At 67.7% G+C, this 19,298-nt stretch carries 18 protein-coding genes; 6 read left to right on the top strand and 12 right to left on the bottom strand.

The genetic code is table 11. From position 1 onward, the window contains the following. Nucleotides 1-228: 228 nt before the first annotated feature. From era to ACT86A_RS01390, 10 genes are all read right to left on the bottom strand, one after another. A complete protein-coding gene (gene era, locus ACT86A_RS01435; protein WP_445090119.1) occupies nucleotides 229-1,152 on the bottom strand; it encodes a GTPase Era in 924 nt (307 codons plus the stop codon). Then, the gene (locus ACT86A_RS01430; RefSeq protein ID WP_445090118.1) at nucleotides 1,145-1,531 is read right to left on the bottom strand and encodes a cytidine deaminase-like protein; all 387 of its coding nucleotides are present in this window, start codon (nucleotides 1,529-1,531) and stop codon (nucleotides 1,145-1,147) included. Before ACT86A_RS01430 ends, era begins: the two co-directional genes overlap by 8 nt. Then, on the bottom strand, nucleotides 1,528-2,892 hold the full coding sequence (locus ACT86A_RS01425; RefSeq protein WP_445090117.1) for a hemolysin family protein: 1,365 nt from the start codon (nucleotides 2,890-2,892) through the stop codon (nucleotides 1,528-1,530). Before ACT86A_RS01425 ends, ACT86A_RS01430 begins: the two co-directional genes overlap by 4 nt. After that, nucleotides 2,889-3,443 carry an rRNA maturation RNase YbeY gene (gene ybeY, locus ACT86A_RS01420; protein ID WP_445090116.1) on the bottom strand — a complete coding sequence of 185 codons (555 nt, stop codon included), beginning with the start codon at nucleotides 3,441-3,443 and terminating at the stop codon, nucleotides 2,889-2,891. The genes ACT86A_RS01425 and ybeY overlap by 4 nt, the downstream gene beginning before the upstream one ends. Before the next feature lie 62 nt (nucleotides 3,444-3,505). After that, nucleotides 3,506-5,602, bottom strand: coding sequence for a PhoH family protein (locus ACT86A_RS01415; protein ID WP_445090312.1), 2,097 nt, complete (start codon nucleotides 5,600-5,602; stop codon nucleotides 3,506-3,508). 326 nt (nucleotides 5,603-5,928) lie between these two features. Beyond that, nucleotides 5,929-6,669: a 16S rRNA (uracil(1498)-N(3))-methyltransferase gene (locus ACT86A_RS01410; protein WP_445090115.1), complete on the bottom strand. Its 741-nt coding sequence runs from the start codon at nucleotides 6,667-6,669 to the stop codon at nucleotides 5,929-5,931. After that, nucleotides 6,670-7,824, bottom strand: coding sequence for a molecular chaperone DnaJ (gene dnaJ / locus ACT86A_RS01405; protein WP_445090114.1), 1,155 nt, complete (start codon nucleotides 7,822-7,824; stop codon nucleotides 6,670-6,672). A gap of 133 nt (nucleotides 7,825-7,957) precedes the next feature. Next, nucleotides 7,958-8,989 (bottom strand): heat-inducible transcriptional repressor HrcA, encoded by a 1,032-nt coding sequence (gene hrcA, locus ACT86A_RS01400; protein ID WP_445090113.1) that lies wholly within the window; start codon nucleotides 8,987-8,989, stop codon nucleotides 7,958-7,960. Between the two features lie 216 nt (nucleotides 8,990-9,205). Next, entirely contained in the window at nucleotides 9,206-10,009 is an 804-nt protein-coding gene (locus ACT86A_RS01395) for an alpha/beta fold hydrolase (protein WP_445090112.1), read from the bottom strand. Between the two features lie 14 nt (nucleotides 10,010-10,023). Then, complete coding sequence (locus ACT86A_RS01390) at nucleotides 10,024-10,845, bottom strand: alpha/beta fold hydrolase (RefSeq protein ID WP_445090111.1); 822 nt, start codon at nucleotides 10,843-10,845, stop codon at nucleotides 10,024-10,026. A gap of 323 nt (nucleotides 10,846-11,168) precedes the next feature. Here ACT86A_RS01390 and ACT86A_RS01385 point away from each other — a divergent pair, with 323 nt between their 5' ends. After that, nucleotides 11,169-12,203 (top strand): AraC-like ligand-binding domain-containing protein, encoded by a 1,035-nt coding sequence (locus ACT86A_RS01385; protein WP_445090110.1) that lies wholly within the window; start codon nucleotides 11,169-11,171, stop codon nucleotides 12,201-12,203. Here the strand turns inward: ACT86A_RS01385 and ACT86A_RS01380 are convergent. Next, the gene (locus ACT86A_RS01380) at nucleotides 12,138-12,353 is read right to left on the bottom strand and encodes a hypothetical protein (protein WP_445090109.1); all 216 of its coding nucleotides are present in this window, start codon (nucleotides 12,351-12,353) and stop codon (nucleotides 12,138-12,140) included. The genes ACT86A_RS01385 and ACT86A_RS01380 overlap by 66 nt on opposite strands. A 379-nt stretch (nucleotides 12,354-12,732) precedes the next feature. Continuing rightward, entirely contained in the window at nucleotides 12,733-13,893 is a 1,161-nt protein-coding gene (hemW, locus tag ACT86A_RS01375; RefSeq protein ID WP_445090311.1) for a radical SAM family heme chaperone HemW, read from the bottom strand. Between the two features lie 411 nt (nucleotides 13,894-14,304). Between hemW and ACT86A_RS01370 the strand changes: the two genes are divergently transcribed. From ACT86A_RS01370 to ACT86A_RS01350, 5 genes are all read left to right on the top strand, one after another. Beyond that, a complete protein-coding gene (locus ACT86A_RS01370) occupies nucleotides 14,305-14,397 on the top strand; it encodes an Ms4527A family Cys-rich leader peptide (protein ID WP_445090108.1) in 93 nt (30 codons plus the stop codon). A gap of 126 nt (nucleotides 14,398-14,523) precedes the next feature. Then, entirely contained in the window at nucleotides 14,524-16,335 is a 1,812-nt protein-coding gene (locus ACT86A_RS01365; protein ID WP_445090107.1) for a nitrite/sulfite reductase, read from the top strand. A 20-nt stretch (nucleotides 16,336-16,355) separates the two neighbouring features. Further along, entirely contained in the window at nucleotides 16,356-17,072 is a 717-nt protein-coding gene (locus ACT86A_RS01360) for a phosphoadenylyl-sulfate reductase (protein ID WP_445090106.1), read from the top strand. After that, on the top strand, nucleotides 17,069-18,001 hold the full coding sequence (cysD, locus tag ACT86A_RS01355; protein ID WP_445090105.1) for a sulfate adenylyltransferase subunit CysD: 933 nt from the start codon (nucleotides 17,069-17,071) through the stop codon (nucleotides 17,999-18,001). The genes ACT86A_RS01360 and cysD overlap by 4 nt, the downstream gene beginning before the upstream one ends. A gap of 1 nt (nucleotide 18,002) precedes the next feature. Beyond that, nucleotides 18,003-19,298 carry a sulfate adenylyltransferase subunit 1 gene (locus tag ACT86A_RS01350; protein WP_445090104.1) on the top strand — a complete coding sequence of 432 codons (1,296 nt, stop codon included), beginning with the start codon at nucleotides 18,003-18,005 and terminating at the stop codon, nucleotides 19,296-19,298.

Below are 19,298 nucleotides of genomic sequence, written 5' to 3'. Positions count from 1 at the left end.
GCGTCCACGGAGCGTCGAGATGGGGCGTGCGACGTCAGGCGCAGCCTCGTGGCTCGCTGCACCGTCGAGCAACTGATGCGGGCCACGGCGCGAAAAACGTCATGCGGCGCGCATGAGTACTTCGCAAACAGTCGTGGATCGCATCGAAGTGATGCCGTGCGCCGTCGGCCGCGCCGAGCCGACGGCTGTCGCGTCGGGGCATGACCCCGACCCGGCGATACCGAACACTCAGAACCCGAGTTTGCCCAGCTGCTTCGGATCGCGCTGCCAGTCCTTGGCCACCTTCACATGGAGGTTCAGGTAGATGCGGGTGCCGAGGATGTGTTCGATCTGTTTACGGGCGTTGGTGCCGACCTCCTTCAGCCGGGAGCCGCCCTTTCCGATGACGATCGCCTTCTGGCTGGGGCGCTCGACGTAGAGCAGGGCGTGCACGTCGAGCATGTCCGCCCGGTCCTCGTAGGGCAGCACCTCCTCGATGACAACGGCCAGCGAATGCGGCAGTTCGTCGCGGACGCCCTCGAGCGCTGCCTCGCGGATCAGCTCGGCCATCAACGTTTCCTCGGGCTCGTCGGTGAGCTCGCCATCGGGGTAGAACGCCGGGCCCGCCGGCATCTTCGAGGCGATGACGTCCACCAGGACCTCGACCTGCTCGCCCTCGACTGCCGACACCGGCACCACGTCGGCCTCCGGGCCGAGCAGCTGGGCGAGCGCCAGCAGTTGCTGGGCCACCTGCTCGCGGCCCACCTTGTCGATCTTGGTGACCACGCCGAGCAGCGTCGTCTTCGGCGCCATCTGCTTGACCTGCTGCACGATCCAGCGATCGCCCGGACCGATCTTCTCGTCGGCCGGGATGCACAGCGCGATCACGTCGACCTCCGAATACGTATCCCGCACAAGGTCGTTCAGGCGCTGGCCGAGCAGGGTGCGCGGACGATGCAGGCCCGGGGTGTCCACCAGAATCAACTGCGTATGCGCACGGTGCACGATGCCGCGAATGGTGTGCCTGGTGGTCTGCGGGCGCGAGGAGGTGATCGCGATCTTCGCGCCGACCAGCGCGTTGGTCAGCGTCGACTTACCGGTGTTCGGGCGGCCGACGAAACAGACGAAGCCGGAACGGAATTCGTCCTCCCGGGTCGTCGACCGATCACCCACCGTGCACCTCACCCGAGTCGGCGGACACCGCGTCGGCGGCATCGGCCGAATCGTCGACGATCTCGAATACCGCACCTTCGCGGTCGGTGAAGATGATCCGCGCCTCCGCCGAGACCTCCCGCACCGCGGTGACACCGAAATCGGACAACCGCCCACCGACCACAACCGCCGCCTCGAACCCCTCTGCCCCGCTGGAAAGGGCAGCGGCGACCGCGGCTTGCAGCGCAGTCAGCCGCAGCGCGGTCAGGTTCACCTCGCCGGCGGCGTAGGTGCGCCCATCCGTATCGCGGATGGCGGCGCCACTCGCGCCACCTGTGCGGCCGAGCGCCCCACGGGCCAGCACGACCAGCTTGTTATCCTCGGCGTCCAGTTCGGTCATTCGGTGTCTCCGTCCTTGTCGCGATCGGCCGGGGTCTCCCGCTCCGATCCATTGGCCTTTCGCTTGCCATGGGGATTGTCGCCGTTGGCGTTCCCGGCCGGGACCTTCTCGCGCGATTTGCGGACCACCACCGTGTTCACTCGCATCCGTCCCCGCGCGTCCGCGCCGCCTTCGCCGCGCAGCACCAGCCCGTGCACCTGGACCTTCGAACCGGGCAGCGGCACCCGCCCGAGTTCGTGCGCCATCAGGCCGCCGACTGTGTCGACGTCCTCCTCCTCGATATCCAGCCCGTACAGCTCACCGAGATCCTCCACCGACAGCCGGGCCGATACCCGGTAGCGTCCGTCGCCGAGATCTTCGATGGGCGGGGTCTCGTCGGTGTCGTACTCATCGGCGATCTCACCGACGATCTCCTCGAGCACGTCCTCGATGGTCACCAATCCCGCGATGCCGCCATACTCGTCCACCAGCAACGCCATGTGGTTACGTCTGCGTTGCATCTCGTCGAGCAAGCTGTCCAGCGGTTTGGAGTCGGGCATGAACACGGCGGGGCGCATGACCTCGCGCACCCGCACCTTTCGACTACGATCCGCGTACGGCACAAGGTCTTTCAGGTAGACCACGCCGAGGATGTCATCGACGTTCTCGCCGATCACCGGGATGCGCGAGTGTCCGGAGCGCACGGCCAGCGATATCGCCTGCGCCGCGGTCTTGTCCGCCTCGATCCAGACCATCTCGGTGCGCGGCACCATCACGGCGCGGGCCGTGGTGTCGCCGAGTTCGAAGACCGACTGGATCATCCGGCGTTCGTCATCGGCCACCACGCCGCGCTCACCGGCCATCTCGACCACCTCGCGCAGCTCGATCTCGGACGCGAACGGACCGTTGCGGAAGCCCTTGCCCGGGGTGATCGCGTTGCCGATCAGAATCAACAACCTGCTGAGCGGGCCGAGCAACGCGCCGATGAACTGCAGCGGCAGCGCCGCGGCCAGCGCGATCGAGTACGCGTGCTGCCGGCCCAGTGTGCGCGGACCGACTCCGATCACCACATAGGACACCAGCACCATCACCGCCGCGGTGACCAGCAGCGCCCAATTCTGCGGCCAGACCGTCATCAGCCCCGCCGCCAGCAGTACCGTGGCGCCGATCTCGCACAGAATCCGAAGTAGCACCATGAGATTCACATAGCGCGCCCGGTCGGCGACGATCCGGGTCAGCCGCACCGCACCGGGCCGGTCGGCGCGCACCATGTCCTCGACGCGCGCCCGCGAGATCGTGTTCAGCGCGGAATCGATACCCGCGAAGACCCCACCCACCAAGATGAGCAGGACCGCCAGCAGAACCAGAGCCAGGGAATTCACGCGGGATCCCGGGAATCACCCGGTGTGGTGAAGCCCGCCTTACCCAGCAACCGGGCGTCGCGTTCGGCGAGCTCGGCCTGCCGCTGTGCCTCCTGCAGGCTCTCGTACCACTCCTCGAGCAGCGTGGCCTGCAACGCGAACATCTCTTTCTCCTCCTCCGGCTCGGCATGGTCGTAGCCGAGCAGGTGGAGCACGCCGTGCACGGTGAGCAGCGCGAGTTCGTGGTCCAGCGAGTGGCCGGCCTTGCGCGCCTGGCCGGCGGCGAACTCGGGGCACAACACGATGTCGCCCAGCATGGACGGGCCTGGTTCGGGGCTGTCGGGCCGTCCGCCCGGCTCGAGTTCGTCCATCGGGAAGGACATGACATCGGTCGGACCGGGCAGTTCCATCCACCGCATGTGCAGGTCGGCCATGGTGTCGAGATCGACGAGCACCATCGACAGCTCCGCGGCGGGGTGCACGTCCAACCGGGCGATCACGAAGCGCGCGACGCTGACCAGCTCTTCTTCGGGTACGTCGATGCCCGACTCGTTGGCGATCTCGATGCTCACCCGCATAGCCTACGGTCCCGGCGATCGCGTCGGCGGAGCGGAGCCCCGCCAGGCGAAACGCGTTATCGGCGGTCCGTCCGGCCAGCGGCGCGCCGCTGGGCCCGGTTGCCGCCGTAATGCGGGGAAACCGGCAGACGTGCGTCGGCTTCGGCCCGATCGTAGGCGTCGACGATGTCCGAAACCAACCGGTGCCGGACCACGTCGCTGCTGGTGAGCTCGGCGAAGTGGATGTCCTCGATTCCGGTGAGGATCTCGCTGGCCGCCCGCAGGCCCGATCGCGCGCCGGTGGGCAGGTCGACCTGGGTGACGTCACCGGTCACCACGATCTTCGAGCCGAACCCGAGCCTGGTGAGGAACATCTTCATCTGCTCGGCGGTGGTGTTCTGCGCCTCGTCGAGGATGATGAACGAGTCATTCAGGGTGTTATGCGTCAGCAGGAAATCCTCGGTGACATAAAGCGAGTCAGCAGCAGCAACCCGAATGCACACTGCTTCCTCGGTGCCCGCGGTCTCGATCCGGTCGATGAAACGCATGGGCCGGCCACCACCGCACTCCTGGTACTTAGCCGCCTTGCGAGCCAGCCGGAACGGTGCGACACCTTCCGGCAATCGGATGTCGAGAATATGCGCGTCCGACCGATGTGCTACCGGCCGCCCTTTTGCCAAGCCAGGCTTCCGGCCTTCGGCGGCCCTCGTACGAACGTTGACGATCCCGCCGAGTGACTGGACCAGGAACACGACGTCGTCACGCAGCTGCGCCGATACGGTTGTGAATTGGATGCGGCAAGTTCGACCACTTTGCGTAACCGGACCACCATCCGAGTCGAGCAGTCCCTGCAGAACGCCCAATCTGACTTCGTATCCGTTGAGCAAGTACTCACCAGGAACGAACTTCGTAGCGGATCGGGTACCGGCGAGTCCGAGCTGCCGGGCTATCGCGGTTACCGGGTTGACGGTAGTGACCGGCTCACCCGGACGCTTGACTCGGCTGATCACGTAGTCGACCGCCGACTTCTGGCGCAGCACAATGCCAGGGATCGCTTGTTCGACCGCTGCGGCCAGTTCGGGATCGTTGGTAGCAAAGCTCGGCGTCGTCGTACCCGTGAGACAACCGTCGCCGAGTAGCAATCCCAGCGCGTACGGATCCATCGGCACCGCGCGAGACTCGAAACGAACAGGTCCGCTCAGGACCGGCAGCTCGTAGCGATGGTAGTGAGCCGCTCGGAGATTGCCGATCATCTCCTTTGTTTGCAGCACACGCGGCGGTTTGCCCCGACGACGGTCGGAACGCGTGTACACCGACCACAGGTGATCGCCGGAGGCAAGCGTTGATGCGCCATCCTGCGTGTAGACCCGATAGATCTCCTTGAAACCCTGCGGATAGACGCCCACCACCTCGGTCGGATGCCCGTCCGACCCGATGACGAAGTCTCCCACCCGAAGCTCCCCGATCGGACGGAATCCCTCCGGGGTCAAGACCTTCGTACGAAGAGGCTGCGCCCGGCCGCGCATGTATGCCAGCGGCGCGACCTCGATGACACCGGCCGCCATCAGCTTCGGAATGGCCTCCGGATCCATCATGTCGTGCAGCGCGTCGTACAGCGGGCGCAGATACGGGTCGATCTTCTCGTTCAGCGTGCCGGGCAGGAAGCCGAGCCGCTCCCCCGCCTCGACCGCGGGCCTGGTGAGAATGATCCGGTTGACCTGCTTGGATTGCAGCGCCTGAACCGCCTTGGCCATCGCCAGATAGGTCTTGCCGGTACCGGCGGGCCCGATGCCGAACACGATGGTGTTGGCGTCGATCGCGTCGACGTAGCGCTTCTGGTTGAGCGTCTTGGGCCGGATGGTCCTGCCGCGTCGGGACAGGATGTCCAGGCTGAGTACCTCCGCGGGAGAGTCGCTGGAGCCCTCGGTGAGCATCGATACGGTGTGGCGTACCGCCTCGGGAGTCACCACGCGGTTGCGGCCGGTGAGCGCCACCAACTGCTCGATGACCCGCTCGGCGAGCGCGACGTCGGCCGCTTTGCCGGTGAGGGTCACGGAATTGCCTCGGACGTGGATGTCCGCGTCGAGCAGGGATTCGAGTTCACGCAGATTCTGGTCGGCCGAACCGAGGAAGGGGAACACGGATTCGGGAGCGAGTTCGATACTCGAGCGCACGGTGCGCGCTGCGGGACCCGAACCGTGGTCGCCGGCACCGATGCTTGCCGTAGGGTTGGTCGGGTCGCCGATCTCACCTTGTGCTCTCAAAAGTGGCTATAGCCTGCTTTCCGGTCTCGACTGCTGCTGTGTTGAGAAAAGTTTAACGCGCCCCACCGACACCGCCCAGTAAATAAGCTGCCGACCAGGTTCGGTGCGCACCGGATCCCCCACGCCGATCCTCGGTGAAATCGCGGCAGCGCCGCACCGCGTGGGATACACCGGCACCGCAGCTCATACGGGAACCCGACGGACCGGTGGTCGAACCCGCGCCGCGGAACCCGCTCTCACCAGCGTGAGGTCAAGGCACCCAGCGCGCCCAGGGCGACGGCCGCCGCGGTGGACGTACGTAAAACTGTAGGGCCGAGCAGGGTGACGTTCGCGCCTGCGTCGGCCAGGGCCGCTACTTCGGCATCGTCCAGCCCGCCCTCCGGGCCGACCACAAGGACGATCTCGGCGGCGTCGGCGAAGGGCAGTTCGGCGAAGCGCGCGGTGCCGGATTCGTGCAGCGCCGCGACGATCGCGCCGTCCGCCGTGGCCTTGCGGACCAGCTCGAGCAGGTCCTTGGTGCGATGCAGGTCGGCGACTTCGGGGATGTAGGCGCGGCGAGACTGGCGCGCGGCCGAGCGGGCCGCGGCGCGCCACTTGTCGACCGCCTTGGCCGCCTTTGCTTCCCAGTTGGCGACGCAACGCGCCGCCTGCCACGGGATGACGACATCCGCGCCGGCCTCGGTCATCAACTCCACCGCGAGTTCCGAACGGTCGGATTTGGGCAACGCCTGGACGACGGTCACCTGCGGTGCCGCCGGGGCGGCCAGTACCCGAGCGCGCACCGCCAGCTCGAGCCGGTCGCGGTGCGCCGCCACGACGTCCGACTCGGCCAGCACACCACGTCCGTCGGAGAGTGTGACCGGCTCGCCGACCCGGATGCGGCGCACCGTCGCGGCATGCCTGCCCTCCGGACCGTCGAGCACCGCGATCGCGCCCGGCTCGGGCACCTCGTCGAGGTAGAAGACGGTCGCGGCCACCTAGCGCCCGCTGAACGACGCGCGCAGCCGCGCGAACAATCCGCTGTTGTGCTCGGACTGCGCCGACATCACCTCGGCGCGCTCGCGATCGCGCATCCCCTTGAAGGTGCGCAGCATGTCGGTCTGCTTGCCGTCCAGCTTGGCCGGAATCACGATGTCCAGGTGTGCGAGCAGATCGCCGCGCACACCCGAGCGCAGCCGCGGCATGCCATGACCACGCAGCACGGCGACCTCGCCGGGCTGGGTGCCCGCCGCAATGGTCAGCTCGGTGGGACCGTCCAGGATGGTGTCGATCACGACGGTCGTGCCCAGTGCCGCGTCGACCATCGGAACGCGGACGGTGCAGTGCAGGTCGTCACCGTCGCGGACGAAGACGTCGTGCGGCTGCTCCACGATCTCGACGTACAAATCACCCGCGTGACCGCCGCCGGGACCGACCTCGCCCTGCGCGGCCAACCGCACCCGCATGCCGTTCGCGACGCCTGCGGGGATCGGCGCGGCGATCTCCCTGCGCGCCCGCACCCGGCCGTCACCGCCGCACTTCTGGCACGGGTCCGGGATGGTCTCGCCCGCGCCGCGGCAGGTCGGGCACGGACGCGAGGTCAGCACCTGGCCGAGGAAAGAACGCTGCACGGACTGGACTTCGCCTGCGCCGCCACAGGTTTCGCAGCGCACCGGCCCGGATTTGCCATTCGCGCCGGAGCCCTGGCAGAGGTCGCACAGGATCGCGGTGTCCACGGTCAGGTGCTTGGTCACGCCGACCGCGCACTCGGCCAGGCTCAGCCGGGTGCGGATCAGCGAATCGGCGCCCGGCTGGACCCGGCCGCGCGGCTTGCGCGCACCGGTCGATCCGCTCATACCACCGAAGAACGCCTCGAACACGTCGCCCAGACCACCGAAGCCCGCGCCGCTGAACCCGGCACCGCCGGCAGCGCCGGATTCCAGTGGGTCACCGCCCAGGTCGACGATGCGCCGCTTCTCCGCATCCGACAGCACCTCGTAGGCGGTCGACACCTCCTTGAACTTGGCCTGCGCCGCTTCGTCGGGGTTGACGTCGGGGTGGAGCTCACGCGCCAGCTTGCGGTATGCCCGTTTGATCTCCTGGTCGGTCGCGTTCTTCGCGACGCCGAGCAGTCCGTAGTAGTCCCGTGCCACTTGAGTTCTCTAGTCCTTGGTCGTTTTCGACAGTGCCGCCGCGTGCGCGCACGCGGACCACAGCATTAGTCTTGTGCACTCAACTTTATCCGGCCGAAAGTTCGAGCGTAGCAGTGGCGTGGGTGGCGCCACGTCAGCGCTCGGCCAGGACCTCGCCGATATACCGGGCGACAGCCGCCACCGAGGCGATCGTCCCTGGGTAGTCCATCCTGGTGGGGCCCAGTACGCCCATCCCGCCGAGCACCGCGCCCGCCGCGCCGTAGCCGGTCGACACCACCGACGCGCCGCGCATCTGCTCGACCTGCGTCTCTTCACCGATCCGAACGGTGACCGTCCCCGGCTGCTGGGCCGCGGCCAGCAACTTGAGCACGATCACCTGTTCCTCCAACGCTTCCAGCACGGCGCGCAGCGAGCCCGGAAAGCCGAAGTCGGCGACGTTGCGGGTGAGGTTTGCGGTGCCGCCGAGCACAAGCCGTTCCTCTGGATGCTCCACCAAGGTCTCCACCAGCACCGTGGCCACGCGAACCAGCACGTCACGCAGTCGCACCGGCGCGTGCTCGGGCAGCTCCGCGACCGCGGCAGAGGCCGTGGCCAGGCGCTTGCCGTCCATCGCGCCGCCGAGCATGCCGCGCAGCGCGGCCAGATCCTCGTCATCGATCACGGTGCCGAGATCCACCAGGCGCTGATCGACACGACCGGTGTCGGTGATCACCACCAGCAACAGTCGCGCCGGATTGAGCGCGACCACCTCGATGTGCCGGACCGTGGACGCCGACACCGTGGGGTACTGCACCACCGCGACCTGCCGGGTCAGCTGGGCCAGCAACCGCACCCCACGGCGCAGAACGTCATCGAGATCGACGCCCGACTCCAAGAACTCCATGATCGCCCGGCGCTCCGCGGGCGACAGCGGCTTCACCTCGGAAATCCGGTCCACGAACTGCCGGTAGCCCTTATCGGTCGGGATCCGCCCGGAGCTGGTGTGCGGCTGGGCGATGTACCCCTCGGCCTCCAGCACCGCCATGTCGTTACGCACGGTCGCGCTGGAAACACCCAGGTTATGCCGCTCGACCAGGGTCTTCGAGCCGATCGGCTCCTTGGTCGCGACATAGTCCGCGACGATCGCACGCAGGACCTCGAAGCGCCGGTCGTCAGTGCTCGACATCGGCCCCACCTCCTCGCATTCGTCTCCGGTCGCGCCAAACTACCGGTGCCCACCAGCCGTTTCAGGCGGATTCCCGATTCGTCTGTTTATCCAGTCTAATTTGTCGGCAGTGGAATCGTTCGGCTGCGCGACGGGTGCGGGTCCACCCCGAGCCGGCGGTGTCGTCGCGCGTGCATCTCATCGGTAGCCGACGACACGTCCGAATCGGCGTAGCGATCAGCGGGGCACGGCGGCGTCGACGACCGCCGCGACAGATTCGGGTTGCGAGACCAGGGACGCGTGGGAGGAATCGACCTCGCTGGTCCGCGCGCCCATCCGCTGAGCCATGAATCGCTGGGACGACGGTGGGATCACCCGGTCGCCGGCCGAGACCAGATACCAGCTGGGGGTGGACGACCAGGAGGGTGGGCCGGACGGTTCGAGATTGGCCGCCAACGCGATGGATCGCTGGTGGGCAAGCATGTCGGCGGCGGTCGCCGAGTCGACGTCCTGCGCGAAGACGCTGTTGAAGCTCGCCGGCGCGACGTAACCGTCGACATTCTTACCCGCGATGCCCTGCGGGTCGTCGACGATCTTCACCTGCAGCGCGGGCGGCAGCAGCTGACTGCCGGGAAAGCGGATCGGGTCGAGGGCCGCCTGGGCGATCTCGCCCTGTCCCGGCGCGAACGCGGCGATGTAGACCAGCGATTCGACCCGCGGGTCGTGCACATTGCTGATCACGAAGCCGCCGTAGGAGTGGCCGACCAGTACCATCGGACCGGCGATAGTGTCCAGCGTGCGTTGCACGGCGGCGGCGTCGTAGGCGGGTCCGCGCAGCGGGTTGTCCGGGGTCACCACGCGATAGCCACGCTCGCGCAACAGCGCGGCGACGCGATCCCAGCTGGTGGTATCGGCGAAGGCGCCGTGCACGAGCACGATGGTGGGTAGTGTCTGCGCCTGGGCGGGGCCGCCGGACACGGCGGCGACGAGCACGATGGCGAGCGCGGCCATCTGGCCGCGTATGGTTCGTCTGCGCCGCATCGCTTCGGGTCTCCTCACTTCTTCAGGAAATCGAGCAGGTCGGCGTTGAACGCCGCTTCGAAGGTTCCGCATAGGCCGTGCGGCGCACCGGGATATACCGTCAGCTCGGCCCGCGGCAGCAACTTCACGGTCTCGGCCGCCGACGCCGCGAACGGGACGATCTGGTCATCGTCACCGTGCGCCACCAGGATCGGGATGTCGATGCTCGGCAGCTCCGCGGTGAAATCGGTCTCGGAGAAGGCCCGGACGCAGTCCAGCGCGGCCGGCAGCCCGGCCTGCATGCCCATCAGCCAGAAATGATCCCGAAGCCCTTGTGAGACAGTCGATCCCGCCCGATTGGCACCGTAGAAAGGCGCGGACAGCTCTCGGTAGAACTGCGAGCGGTCGGCGGCCACACGCAGGCGAATGTCATCGAAGACATCCATCGGCAAACCTCCGGGATTGGCGTCGGTCCGCACCATCAGCGGCGCAACGGCGCCGAGCAGAACAGCTTTCGTCACCCGGGAGCTACCGTGCCGAGAAAGATATCTGATGACCTCACCGCCACCCGTGGAGTGCCCGACCAGCATCGTATCGGTCAGGTTCAGCTCGTTGAGCACGTCGGCGAGATCGTCGGCGTAGTGATCCATGTCATGCCCGTGCCATGCCTGGCCGGACCGGCCGTGACCGCGCCGATCGTGCGCGATGGCGCGATAGCCCCGGCTCGCCACCAGGTTCATCTGGCTGTCCCAGGCATCGCTGTTCAGCGGCCAGCCGTGGCTGAACACCACGGGACGTCCCGAACCCCAGTCCTTGTAGTAGATCTCGACGCCATCAGTGGTTGTGATCGTTGGCATGGACTCTCCCTTCGATCCGGAATGGATGTCGGGCTACGACTCGCTGGGCACCGGACGGAGGTGCCCGGTCGCCGAGGCCAGGTCGAGGGCAATGCGTCCACCGACCAGCAAACGAATGCCACGGGACGTGATTCTGGTCGCGCCACCATGCCTCCTATGGCGAAACGGGAGTCGAGCCCTGCCGATCACCGTTCGACAGCGTATGACGGGCGCCGACCGGAGAAATGACTCTCCGTGCACGATCTTCGGCTCAGAATGCACGGCCCGAGGGGCGGGTCCGTGCGAAGATTGCCGAATCTGTCCCAATTGCGACGGAGGCTGCTATGACGGTTGTGTTCAATTCGGACACCATCGCACCGCACCAGCGGATGGACGCGGTGGCCACGGCAATGCAGGAAGCGTCGGTGCCGTCCCACGTCGTGCTCGATGGGCCCGCGGAGCGGGTGCACGCCACGTTCGATCTGTGGCAGTTCGGCGAAGCGAGTATCTTCCGTGCCCGCACCTCGGGGATCCAGCTCGTCCGCACCCCGAAACAGGTGCGCAGCTCACCCGCGCCGGTGCTGGCGGTGGCGGTGCAGCAGGCCGGTGACGGGCGGTCCGAACAGGGCGGTGTCGAGCGGGTGGTGCGGCCGGGAGAACTGCACGTGATGGACCTGAACGCACCCTACGACTTCGGCTGGCGCGGCGACGGTGCGTCCACCTGCCTGCTCGCGCCCCTCGATCAACTCGGCCTACCCGCCGAGCTGATCAGCCAGGCCGCGCGCCGGGTGCAGGACAGCCCACACTATCGGCTGGTGGCCAACCACATCGTCCAGCTGACCGCCGACGCCGATGCGCTCAGCGCCGACCCGGCGGCCGCGCTGTCGGGCTGCGCCAGCATCGAGTTGATTCGGGGACTGCTGTTGTCGGCGGGCAGCGATGACGCCGGCGCTGTCGTCCCGTCGTCGGACATCCTGTTGTCCCGCATCCGAGCCTACGTCCGGCGCAACCTGGCCGACCCCGGTCTGGGCGCCGAACACATCGCGAAGGCGCACAACATGTCGGTCCGGCAGTTGTACAAGATCTGCGCGCACGCGGAGTACCGCCTCGAGCAGTGGATCATCAGCCAGCGGTTGGCGCAGGTGCGCGCCGATCTGACCAATCGCGACCACCGACATCGGACGATCTCGACGATCGCACGACGCTGGGGTTTTCGCGATCCGTCCCACTTCGCCCGGCGCTTTCGCGCCGCCTACGGCATCTCACCTCGGGAATGGCGCAGGGTCGCGCTGGCCGCGGACGGCGTCAGCGAGTCAGCCGTGGTCGGCGGCTCCGGCCTGCTTGCCCGCACGGGCGTCCAGGCCGAGCATCGCCAATAGCGACTGGCAGTCGGCGACGTCCTCCGCATAGCTGGCTACGGTGCGGGCGGCGACCGCGCACTGGCGTGCGTTCTCCGCTTTCTCCGCCGCCCGGGCTTCGGCGAACTCGCCCGGTTCCTGGATAAGAGTGATGTGTCGTGCCGACGCCATGAGTCTCCTTGGGGTTGGTCGCAGCCTACGTGGCCGACCGGCGGCGCGTAACCCGAACCGGACGCGAAGTTCGCTGAATCCCCGAATCCCCGAATCCCCGACCTCGAGTCGGCCGGGACGAGTGTGACGCACTCGTACACGAGCGACGTCCCGGTATGCGTGTCGCCGCGGACATCCGCATGGACTCGCTGCCGAGTTACCTTCGAGGCAAACGGAATGCGTCGTCCACCGACACAGTCCGCCGGCCGATTCGCGGTGGGCCTGGCCTCCGGCGCTGCGGCCCGAAGGTGTTGTAGGTGGCCGGATACGACGATCCGTCAGAGCAAATGCCTTATGGCGCTGGGGAATCGCGGTGCGGCGGTTCGGGTGCCGAGGCAAGTCAGACGAGCAGGTCGCGGACGACACCGTCGGCGAGCAGGCGGCCGCGGTCGGTGAGGACAAGGCGGTCGCCGGCGCGGCGGACGAGTCCGTCGGCCAGCACCCGGTCGGCGGCGCGCTGGGAGGTGGCGGCCAGGTCGCTCAGGGGCAAGCCGGTGCGTAAGCGAACGGCGAGCATGATCCGTTCGGTGTACCGCTCGTCGTCGGTGAGCGCTTCCCAGCCTGCCGCGGGCAAGCCGCCCGCTCGGACGCGGTCCGCGTAGCGCGCCGGGTGTTTCACGTTCCACCAGCGCACTCCGCCGACATGGCTGTGCGCACCCGGCCCGGCGCCGAGCCAGTCCCCGCCGTCCCAGTAGCCGATATTGTGCCGGCAGATCGCGGCGTCGTTCGCCGCCCAGTTCGATACCTCGTACCAGTCGAGCCCAGCCGCGCGCAGCCTGGTGTCGATGCGTTCGTAGCGCGCGGCGAGCACATCGTCGTCGGGTGCGGGCAGTTCGCCGCGGCGCACCCGCCGGGCCAGCGCGGTGCCGTCTTCCACGATCAGCGAGTAGGCCGAGACGTGGTCGACACCCGCGCCGAGTACCGCGTCCAGACTGGCGTCGAGATCGGCGTCCTGCTCGCCGGGCGTCCCGTAGATCAGATCGAGATTGACATGCTCGAATCCGGCGGCGCGCGCCTCGCGTGCGGCGGCCACCGCCCGCCCCGGGGTGTGCGTGCGATCGAGCACTTTCAGCACGTGCGCCGCGGCGGACTGCATCCCCAGCGACACCCGGGTGAACCCGGCCGCGCGAATGCGCTCGAAGAATTCCGGTGACGTGGATTCCGGATTGGACTCGGTGGTGACCTCGGCGTCGGCGGCCAGGGTGAACTCGCCGCACACGGCAGCCAACACCGCGGCAAGCCCGTCACCGCCCAGCAGCGAAGGCGTCCCGCCGCCGACGAAAACGGTGGAGACCTCCGGTGTCGCGGCCGGCAACGCCGCGAACTCCCGCGCGGCGGTGGCCAGCTCACCGCGCAACGCTTCGAGCCACGACTGCGGCGACGCCGAGGTGCCGAGTTCGCCCGCCGTATAGGTGTTGAAGTCGCAGTATCCGCACCGCGTCGCGCAGAACGGCACGTGCACGTACACCCCGAACGGTCCCCGCCCGAAATCGCGCAGCATCGGTGCTGCGGCGGTGGCGCTCAGAGACGCGGGGGCGGAAGAACTCACCTGTCCAGTGTGAACGTCACCGTGTCGGCACCGACATCCGGGACCCGAGGACAGCGATGGGCGCGACCGGCGGCTCAGCGCCGCCCAACCAGCGACCGCCGCGCGAATGGCTTCGACCTCAGCGCCGGTGTCGATAGCCGTTGCGCTCAGCACAACCGGCCCGCTCCCTCGGGCCGACTCGAGGTCGAGCGGCGTGCGTGGCGTCACAGCCGGCCGATCGGACGTATCACACGCCCCCGAGCAGTCGCGGACTATGACTGCCGTCACAAACGAGGTCCAGCGTCCAGGGGATTTCCCGCCATATTGCGGAAAATGCTGCCCATGGGGTCGGAAGGCCCTCGTTGACGTGGCACAATAGGCCGCATGCGCGCTTTGGGAGTACGACTGGTGGCACGTCGCCACGTCGATTTCAAGCGCGTCTGCAGCGCCTGCTGTCTGCCCGGTTCCCTCCGGTAGCTCAGCGGCGCCCGATCCCGGCTCCCCGGCGATCCCCGATTTCCTCGGTCCGCTGACACCGTAGGCGTGAGTCAGCCCCTCACGCCCTCAGCAGGATGTTCCACCCACCCCGCAGGAGCGACCCCCATGACGTCGAGCACCGACGCCGGTCCGACCGATCAGCCCACGCCCGAATCCCGGCCGGGGCCCCTCGCCCGCCCCGAGCGTCCCGCCTCCGAGCGCCGCGTCCGTCCGGACCGCCCGCGCCGCGAGGCGCCCGCCGCGCCGCGGGCCCGGACCGGAAAGCCCGTGCGGCGCAAGGCCGAGGGCCAGTGGGCGCTGGGCTACCGCGAGCCGCTGAACCCCAACGAGCAGTCCAAGAAGGACGACAACCCGCTCAACGTCCGCGCCCGGATCGAGAACATCTACGCGAAGACCGGATTCGACGGCATCGACAAGGGCGATCTGCGTGGCCGGTTCCGCTGGTGGGGTCTGTACACCCAGCGTGAGCAGGGCTACGACGGCAGCTGGACCGGCGACGAGAACATCGACATTCTCGAAGCCAAGTACTTCATGATGCGCATCCGCTGCGACGCGGGCGCGCTCAACGTGGCCCAGTTGCGCACGCTCGGCGAGATCTCCACCGAGTTCGCCCGCGACACCGCCGATCTGTCCGACCGCGAGAACGTGCAGTACCACTGGATCGAAGTGGAGAACGTTCCCGAGATCTGGCAGCGGATCGAGGCGGTCGGACTGAAGACCACCGAAGCGTGTGGCGACTGCCCGCGCGTGGTGCTCGGTTCCCCGCTGGCGGGCGAGTCGCTGACCGAGATCATCGACCCCACTCCCGCGATCGACGAGATCGTGCGCCGCTACATCGGCAAGAAGGAGTATTCCAACCTGCCGCGCAAGTTCAAGACGGCGATCTCCGGCCAGCAGGACGTGGTGCACGAGATCAACGACGTCGCGTTCGTCGGCGTGGTGCATCCCGAGCACGGCCCCGGGCTGGACCTGTGGGTCGGCGGCGGCCTGTCCACCAATCCGATGCTCGCGCAGCGCGTGGGCGTGTGGGTGCCCCTGGACGAGGTTCCCGACGTGTGGGAAGGCGTCGTCTCGCTGTTCCGTGATTACGGCTACCGCCGTCTGCGCACCAAGGCCAGGCTGAAATTCCTGGTCAAGGACTGGGGCATCGAGAAGTTCCGGCAGGTGCTCGAAGACGAGTACCTGAAGCGAAAGCTGATCGACGGACCCGCGCCGCAGCAGCCGACCAAGCCGATCGACCATGTCGGCGTGCAGCGCCTGCGCAACGGACGCAACGCCGTCGGGTTCTCCCCCATCGCGGGCCGGGTGTCGGGCACCATCCTCACCAAGGTCGCCGACGCGGCGGAGCGGATCGGCTCCGACCGCATCCGGTTCACCCCGTACCAGAAACTGATCGTGCTCGATGTGCCCGACGACAAGGTCGACGCGCTGATCGACGAGCTGGAACCGCTCGGCCTGCAAGCCCGCCCTTCGCTGTGGCGGCGCAACCTGATGGCCTGCTCCGGCATCGAGTTCTGCAAGCTGTCCTTCGCCGAGACGCGCAAGCGTTCCCAGGTGCTGGTGCCCGAGTTGGAGCAGCGGCTGGCGGATCTCAATGCCCAGCTGGACGTACCGATCACCATCAACATCAACGGCTGCCCCAACTCCTGTGCCCGCTCGCAGATCGCCGACATCGGCTTCAAGGGTCAGCTGGTCGACGACGGCACCGGGAATCAGGTGGAGGGATTCCAGGTTCATCTCGGTGGCAGCCTCGGCCTCGACAGCGCTTTCGGACGCAAGCTGCGTCAGCACAAGGTGACCACCGACGAGCTCGGCGACTACATCGAGCGGGTGGTGCGCAACTTCGTCAAGCAGCGCGCGGACGGCGAACGATTCGCGCAGTGGGCGGTACGCGCCGACGAGGCCGACCTGAGATAAGTGTCGACGGGAGATCAACTGTGACAACCGAACTCGCGGACAAGCTGTCCGAGGACGAGCTGCGCGCCATTGCCGCGCGCGGGGCGGCCGAACTCGATGGCGCCTCGGCCACCGACCTGCTGCAATGGACCGAGGACACCTTCGGCCCGCGCTACATCGTGGCCGCCAACATGCAGGACGCGGTGTTGGTGCAGCTGGCCGCCGAGGTTCGCGCCGGCGTGGACGTGCTGTTCCTGGACACCGGCTACCACTTCGCCGAGACCATCGGCACCCGTGACGCGGTGGCAGCGGTGTACGGCGTGAACGTGGTCAACGTCCAGCCGGAACACACTGTCGCCGAACAAGATCAGCTACTGGGCAAAGATCTGTTCGCCCGCGAACCGAACGAATGCTGCCGGTTGCGCAAGGTTGTCCCGCTGCAGCAGACGCTCGCCGGGTACAACGCCTGGGTCACCGGCATCCGCCGGGTGGAGGCGCCGACGCGGGCGAACGCACCGCTCATCTCGTTCGACGAGGCGTTCGGGCTGGTGAAGATCAACCCGATCGCCCCATGGTCCGACGACGACATGCAGGACTACATAGCCACCCACGGCATCCTCGTCAATCCCCTGGTAGAGGAGGGGTATCCGTCCATCGGCTGTGCTCCGTGCACGCGGAAGCCGGAGCCGGGAACAGATCCGCGAAGCGGCCGTTGGGCCGGCCTCGCCAAGACCGAATGCGGGTTGCATCAATCATGACCGAAACGATTCGTAGCGAGCGTTCGCTCGGCATCAGCGATTTCGACACGCTCGCGGCGCTGGAGTCCGAGTCGATCCATATCTTCCGCGAGGTGGCGGGCGAATTCGAGCGGCCGGTGATCCTGTTCTCCGGCGGCAAGGATTCCACCGTGCTGCTGCATTTGGCGCTCAAGGCGTTCTGGCCCGCTCCACTGCCGTTCGCGCTGCTGCACGTGGACACCGGGCACAACCTGCCCGAGGTGCTGGAGTTTCGCGACAAGATCGTGGAGCGGTACGGCCTGCGCCTGCACGTGGCGAAAGTCGAGGACTATCTCGCCGACGGCCGCCTCGCCGAGCGGCCCGACGGAATCCGCAACCCGCTGCAGACCGTCCCGCTGCTGGACGGGATCAGCGAGAACCGGTTCGACGCTGTGTTCGGCGGCGGCCGCCGCGACGAAGAGCGCTCGCGGGCCAAGGAACGGATCTTTTCGTTGCGCAACGCTTTCGGGCAGTGGGACCCGAAGCGCCAGCGTCCCGAGCTGTGGAATCTCTACAACGGGCGCCACGCGCCGGGCGAGCACGTGCGCGTGTTCCCGCTGAGCAACTGGACCGAGCTGGATATTTGGCGTTACATCGCCCGCGAGGACATCGATCTGGCGAGCATCTACTACGCGCACGAGCGTCCGGTGTACCTGCGTGACGGCATGTGGATGACCCCGGGCGTGTGGGGCGGCCCACGCGACGGCGAGGTGCTGCAGACCCGCTCGGTGCGCTACCGCACCGTCGGCGACGGATCCTCCACCGGTGCCATTCTTTCCGACGCGGCCGACAACGAGGCCATTCTGGCCGAGGTGGCCGCGTCCCGACTGACCGAACGCGGTGCGACCCGAGGCGACGATCGAGTGTCCGAAGCCGCGATGGAAGACCGCAAACGAGAGGGTTATTTCTGACATGTCCGACCTATTGAGGCTGGCCACCGCCGGTTCTGTCGACGACGGCAAGTCCACCCTGGTCGGACGCCTGCTCTACGACACGAAATCCGTACTGGCCGACCAGATCGACGCCGTCACCCGCGCGTCGGTGGACAAAGGTCTTGCCACGCCGGATCTCTCGCTGCTCGTGGACGGGTTGCGCGCGGAACGCGAACAGGGCATCACCATCGATGTCGCCTACCGCTACTTCGCCACGCCGCGCCGCTCGTTCGTGCTCGCGGATACCCCCGGGCACGTGCAGTACACCCGCAACACCGTGTCCGGTGCGTCCACCGCGCAGTTGGTGATCCTGCTCGTCGACGCACGCAAGGGCGTCATCGAGCAGACCCGTCGGCATGCTGCGGTGCTCGCGCTGCTCGGCGTGCCGAAACTGGTGCTCGCCGTGAACAAGATCGACCTGGTCGATGACGCCGCCACCGTGTTCGCCGACATCTCCGCGGAGTTCAACGAGCTCACCCGGACGCTGGGCTGGTCGGATGAGGACGTGCTGGAGATTCCGGTCTCGGCGCTGCACGGCGACAATATCGCCACCCGGTCGGACAAGACCCCGTACTACGACGGTCCCTCGCTGATCGAGCACCTGGAGTCGGTGCCGGTCGACGCCGACAGCACCGGCAATCACGCACTGGGCCTGCGTTTCCCGGTGCAGTACGTGATCCGGCCGCGCACCGCCGAACACCCGGACTACCGCGGCTATGCGGGTCAGATCGCCGCAGGCGCGGTCGCGCCGGGCGACGAGGTCATCGTGCTGCCCTCCGGCGTTCGTACCACCGTGGAGCGCATCGACACCCCCGACGGCGAACTCGCGGTGGCGCAGACCGGCCGCAGCGTCACGCTGATCCTGACCGATGACGTCGACATCTCGCGTGGCGACATCATCGCCTCGGCTGCCGATGCGCCGGAGCCGATCGACACGTTCGACGCCACCGTGTGCTGGCTGGGCGACAAGCCGCTACGCCCCGGCGCCCGGCTGCTGCTCAAGCACGGCACCCGGACCACCCAGGCGATCGTCGGCGCGCTGCTGGAACGCTTCGACGAGCAGCGCCTTGCCCCCGACCCGAGCCCGGAGTCTTTGGAGCTCAACGACATCGGGCGTATCTCGGTGCGGGCCGCCGAGCCCATCGCGGCCGACGACTACCGCGCGAACCGGCACACCGGCAGCTTCCTGCTGATCGACCCAGCCGGCGGAAACACGCTGGCCGCTGGTCTGGTCGGCGATGTGCTGACCGCGGTCGAGGTCGGCACCGGAGCCTGA

Source organism: Nocardia glycosmidis (assembly GCF_052545115.1).
The sequence above is the reverse complement of the archived record's forward strand: the minus strand, read 5'-3'. Positions and strand labels throughout refer to the sequence as shown.